This window comes from Streptomyces sp. (assembly GCF_019510245.1).
GTDB lineage: Bacteria > Actinomycetota > Actinomycetes > Streptomycetales > Streptomycetaceae > Streptomyces.
The window spans coordinates 1-3,040 of the sequence record NZ_JAEKKT010000414.1; the positions used below are offsets into that span (position 1 = coordinate 1).

Sequence of the window (3,040 nt, forward strand, 5' to 3'; positions counted from 1 at the left end):
TCACCGAGCTCCCGGAAGGCGTCCCCTACGCCCGGGGTGCGGCCCCCGACAGTCCCCCGGGTGCCTACCTGGTCTACCTCGACGGCATCGGCAAACGCCGCGTCCGTGACAGCCGGGACGGCGGCCAGCTGGTCGAGGCATTGATCGCCGGAGCGCCGGAGCTGCGAGTGCTGGGACAGATACAACCCTATTCACCACTGGCCGACCCGCTCGCCGACCGGCCGGTGTGGGCGTGGCTGCGACGCCGCGTCGGGCTGCTGCTGTTCCTCCACAACGTCATGCAGACCTTCGTCGCCGCCGACCACCGCTACCGGCCCCTGTACAACCGGGCCGTCGGCTCCCAGATCGCCACGCAGCTCGGACTCGCCGGCTACGAGCCCGACAGCCGTATGCCCGTGGTGCTGCTCAGCTACAGCGGCGGGGCCCAGGTCGCCACCGGCGCGGTCGACGAGCTGTACACACGGCTGCGCTGCCCGCTCCTGCTGATCACGCTCGGCGGGTTCCACAACGGAGCGAGCGACCTCACCCATGCCGAGCACCTGCATCAACTCACCAGCGCGAACGACCGGATCGAGCAGATCGGTACCTGGATCTTCCCCCAGCGCCGGCGACTCTTCCGTCGTAGCGGATGGAACCGGGCCGTTCGGGCCGGGAAGGTCACCGTGCATCGGCTCGACCCGGCCACTCACTTCGGTGCGCAGAGCTACATCAGCCCGACGGCTCAGCTGCCCGATGGCCGCAGCCACCTCGACCGCACCGCCGACACGGTGATCGCGATCATCCGCGCCCACCACAGCGCGACGGTCGCGCAAGGCGAACCGTTGCCATGAGGACCCCCGCCAGGGGCGCGCAGCGCAGGATGCGGCACTCCGCAGCGCCTCGCCAGGGCAGATCCGTACGACGTGGTCGACGTCGTCCGGCGGCCCGAGAGTCGGCCTACGAGCGGGTGTTCATGACGCCTTCGACGTGACCGCCGCCGCGGCCGCGCGCCCCTCCGCGAGGGCGTGCGCGATGCGGCGCGGTACGACGCAGTCGCCGATCGCGTGGACGGTCTGGCCGTCGGCCGCGGTGAAGTCCGGGCGGCGCGGGCGGCGTTCGCCGACCGTCACCAGGATGTCGGCGGCGAGGAACGTCTCGTGGCCGTCCATGACGTTGCGCAGGCGCAGTTCGCCGGCCGTCGTGGCCGTCACGGTGTTCATCACGGCGATGCGGAGCGGCGCGCCGGTGAGGCGGTTCATCAGCTGGGTGCGGTTCTCCGGTGACAGGCCCGTCGCGAACCCGGTGCCGGGGGTGACGACGGTGACCTCACTGGCGCCCGCCGCCAGCGCGCTCTCGACGGCGCTGATGCCCTGCCACCAGCCGAAGCCGTCGTCCAGGACGGCCACCCTGGGCGCACGCGGAACGAGGTCGGCGTACTGGTCGAGGAAGGCGGTGCTGGTGAGCGTCGGCAAATCCCCGGGCACGGGGACGGCCGTCTCCTCGGCGCCGGTGGCGAGCACCAGCTGGGAGTATCCGGCCAGTTCGGCGGCGGTCGGGGACGTATCGAGCCGCATGTGCACGCCGAGGTCGGTGAGTTGGTCGCGCTGGTAGGCGACGAGCTTCTGCCAGCCGGAACGGTGCGCGGCGAGTGCGGCGAGACGCGCCTGGCCGCCGGTCTCCCGGGCGTTGTCGAAGACCACGACCTCGGCGCCGGTACGGGCGAGGGCCATGGCGCACTCCATGCCCGCGGGGCCCGCGCCGAGGACGGCGACGGGGCCGGGGCGGGAGGCGCGCCGGGTGAGCAGCAGCGGTACGGCCGGGCGGGAGGTGGCTCCCGGTGGGCCGAGTTCCGGGTTCACCGAGCAGGATCCGGTGGGCTCGAAGGTCCGGCAGCCTTCGTTGCAGCCCGTGCAGGGGCGTACGGAGCGCTCGTCGCCCGCGATCACCTTGCGGGGGAAGTCCGGGTCCGCCATGAAGGGCCGGGCCATGCCCACCAGGTCGGCCCCCGAGCCCAGGGCCCGCTCGATGTCGGCCACCGACCGGAACCCCTGGCTGATCAGCAGCGGCACTGGCACCGCCGCACGCAGCCGGGCCACCGACTCCAGCAGGGGCGGGCTGGTGGTGGCCATGCCGGGGACGTAGGTGTTGCGGACGCCTGTGGTGACGTTGGCGTAGTCGAAGGGCGATGCCTCGTACAGGTGCGGAAGCAGCTCGGTCAGGTCGTCCAGGTTGAGCCCGGAGTCGTCACCGGGTTCCACCGATACCCGTACGCCGATGGGGAGTCGGCCGATCTCCGTGCGGATGGCGTCGATCACCTGGGCGAGCAGGGCGATACGGTCGCCGTACTCGTCGTCGCGGGTGTTGTTGACGCGGGAGAGGAACTGGGCGAGCAAGTAGCCGTGGCCGGCGTGCAGTTCGACGCCGTGAAAGCCGGCCTGCACGCTGTTCGACGCCGAGACGCGGAAGGCGTCGACGACTCGGCGCACTTCCTCCGTGCTCAGCGGGTGGGGAGCGGTCGCCTCGCGCGGGGAGCGGAGGGCGGCGGCGGAGACGGGGGGATAGTAGGTGCCCGCGCCGAGGGTCTCGCGGCCCAAGTGGACGAGCTGCGCGATGGCGACGGCGCCGCCTTCGGTGATGGCCTCGGCCCGGCGGCGTACGGCGTCCTTGATCTCGGGGCGCCACGCCTCCGTCAGGTAGCGCTGGGGCAGGGTCGACTCGGGGGCCACGGCGGTGCCTCCGGTGATCACCATCCCGGCGCCGCCCCTCGCGAGGCGGCGCCAGTAGGCCGCGTCGGCGTCGGTGGGGGCTCCGTCGGCGACGGCGGCGGTCGCGTGGGCGGTGGCGACCAGGCGGTTGCGCAGGGTGAGATCACCGAGGGTGAACGGCGTGGCGAGGGTGAGGTCGGTGCTCGGCGTCATGGGGTTCTCCGTGCCGCTCAGGCCGCGGGTCGCGTGGTGAGGCCGACGAGTTCGGCGAGCCGGGTGCGGTGCTGGTTCGCGGTGCCGAACAGCACTTCGCTGCTGCGTGCCCTGCGCACGTACAGGTGTGCCGGGTGCTCCCA

At 72.5% G+C, this 3,040-nt stretch carries 2 protein-coding genes and 1 pseudogene; 1 reads left to right on the top strand and 2 read right to left on the bottom strand.

Annotated features, from left to right (window positions below):
- On the top strand, positions 1-830 hold an 830-nt coding region (locus JF597_RS53130), incomplete at its 5' end, for a hypothetical protein (protein ID WP_294014178.1).
- Positions 831-950: 120 nt separating this feature from the next.
- On the opposite strand, the gene JF597_RS53135 is transcribed toward JF597_RS53130, so the two are convergent.
- Positions 951-2,897, bottom strand: coding sequence for an FAD-dependent oxidoreductase (locus JF597_RS53135; protein ID WP_294014180.1), 1,947 nt, complete (start codon positions 2,895-2,897; stop codon positions 951-953).
- A gap of 17 nt (positions 2,898-2,914) precedes the next feature.
- Positions 2,915-3,040 (bottom strand): annotated as a pseudogene (locus JF597_RS53140) (acyl-CoA dehydrogenase); the annotation flags it as partial.

Coding starts and splice junctions, on each gene's coding strand:
- JF597_RS53135 (WP_294014180.1), bottom strand. CDS start 2,897: ATGACGCCGAGCACCGACCTCACCCTCGCCACGCCGTTCACCCTCGGT.